General features: G+C 60.2%; 1 protein-coding gene. It reads left to right on the top strand.

What is annotated here, in order from left to right:
* Nucleotides 1-1,722: AAA family ATPase (locus GVL03_RS18750; protein WP_159502527.1), on the top strand; the 1,722-nt coding region annotated here is incomplete at its 5' end.
* Nucleotides 1,723-1,954: the final 232 nt, after the last annotated feature.

The raw sequence follows: 1,954 nt of genomic DNA, 5'->3' as shown, positions 1-1,954 counted from the left end.
GTCGCACATAGAGCGGGGGCAAAGGTAATCCTCCTCGGCGATACGAAGCAGCAAAAATCCGTGGGGGCTGGTGCTGCACTTCAGCCCATTGCCGACAAGCTTGGTTCGCACCGTCTGGACGAGATCCGCCGGCAGCATCGCATCGAGGAACGGGAGGCTGTGAAGCAGTTGTTCGATGGCCATGCTGCTGAGGCCTTGAAGACCTTTGCGAAGCGCGAAGGTGGCATCAACGTCGTGCGCGGCGCCGATGAAGAGGTAAACGAGGCCCTGGTGAACGCTTGGTCGAACAGCCGCTCTAGGGCGGTCGGTGACACCGTCGCTTTTTCCCGTGGTGGCCGTGAATTGGTGGGGCAAATCATCCACCAAGACGATCGGCATTGGACCGTAGCAGCGGGCCAGGAGTTGCACCAGGTCGAACGTTCGCACCTGATCCTCGCGGCCGACAACAGGTCGGTCAAAGAACTCAATCGCCTAGCCCAGGAGAAGCTGAAAGAAGAAGGGCTTTTGGGTGAAGGGCGTGAGTTGCAAACCATCGATGGGCTGCAGGAGTTCCACGTTGGAGACGAAATTCAGTTTCGCACCAATGTCCGGGACTCCGGCGTCTTCAACCGCACGCGTGCGCGCATTGAGGATTTCCATGGTGACGCCATGACGGTGCGTCTAGCCAATGGGAATCAGGTCAACGTTGACCTCAATAGTTCGTCCTGGCGCACAGAGGATGGCGACCTTGCCATCCAGCTGGGGTATGCCACGACGGTCTATTCCAGTCAGGGCCTGACGGTTGGCCATACCTTCATCAAGGACGGGTGGAATCTGGCCCGCGACGCTGCTGGCGTCGCGCTCTCGCGCCATCGCGAAGCTTCGTCAATCTATGCCAGCAGGCAAGAGCATCACGAGCGGTCGATGCGTAGGGTGGCTGCAGACGAATGGCGACGGGAGGCTGAGTTCGGCGATGACGAGGTATTGGCTTCCCTGGCCAAAAGCTGGTCCAGGAAAAACGACAAGGCCTCCACGCTGGACCACCTATGGCAAGACAGCCATGGCGGGCTTGTTGATCGGGGGGTCATCCTGGCTGAGCAGAAGGAGAGGGCCAAGGCGTCGAAATCGCAGAACATCCAGCTGAAAGACCGGCCGCTGCCGGAGGTGGAGGGCGCTTCCAACGCGCAGGTCGCTGCTGTGATGGATGATCTGCTTGCACGGGAAATTAACGTCGATGCCATCAAGATGGCTTGGGCGCAAGGGGTGCTGAAGGTGGATGCCGGAACTGGCAATGCAGTGCTGTGCGGCCGGCGTGCTGACGGGGCCCTGATGCAGATCCTTCCGTTCGAAGGTGAGAAGCAGAAGCCAGATTTCAGGGGCCGGTTCCCGCCCATTTTGAGAGGGGATGGAGACGAGACATTGGTCGCTACTGATGGCATCGAGGCGCTGCAAAAGATCAGCGAATACCTCGATGGTGGCCAGCCGGTGCCCAACATCATCGTCACTGGCGGCAAGCCCTTTGCGCTCACGGGCCCACAAGCCAAGGAACTCCTCGCTACGTCTCCGGCTAGGAAAGGGGAAAGCGCGAAAAAAGAGGTCGAGAAAGAAGGCCGTTCACGAAGCGACCGCGAGGCTGCGACAGCTCGGATCGCGGAGGCCAGCCGACGTGCAAGTGCAGTGGTTCAGGAGCAAGCAGCACGAATGCAGAAACCGCCGGAGCGTGACGCTGGATTGACGCGATAGAAGGCCTTCGAAGGGGCTTTTAGGCGTCGCTGTGGGGTAGGGTGCTGTCGCGACGTTTCAGGCCTTTGGGCGGGCCTGCAGGGCCTTCCACTCGGTCTCGCTGAGGGGGTGCAGGTTCCCGTCATCGTCGAGACGGCCATACACCTTTGTTTGCGTGCGTGCGTCGGCTTGTATGACCAGGTCTGGATGGTCGCGATCAAACGAGCACGTGACGGGGTTCGCTTCCATCGCC

Source organism: Microbacterium sp. 18062, from assembly GCF_902706225.1.
Taxonomy (GTDB): domain Bacteria; phylum Actinomycetota; class Actinomycetes; order Actinomycetales; family Microbacteriaceae; genus Microbacterium.
This window is presented reverse-complemented; position numbering and strand designations above follow the sequence as displayed.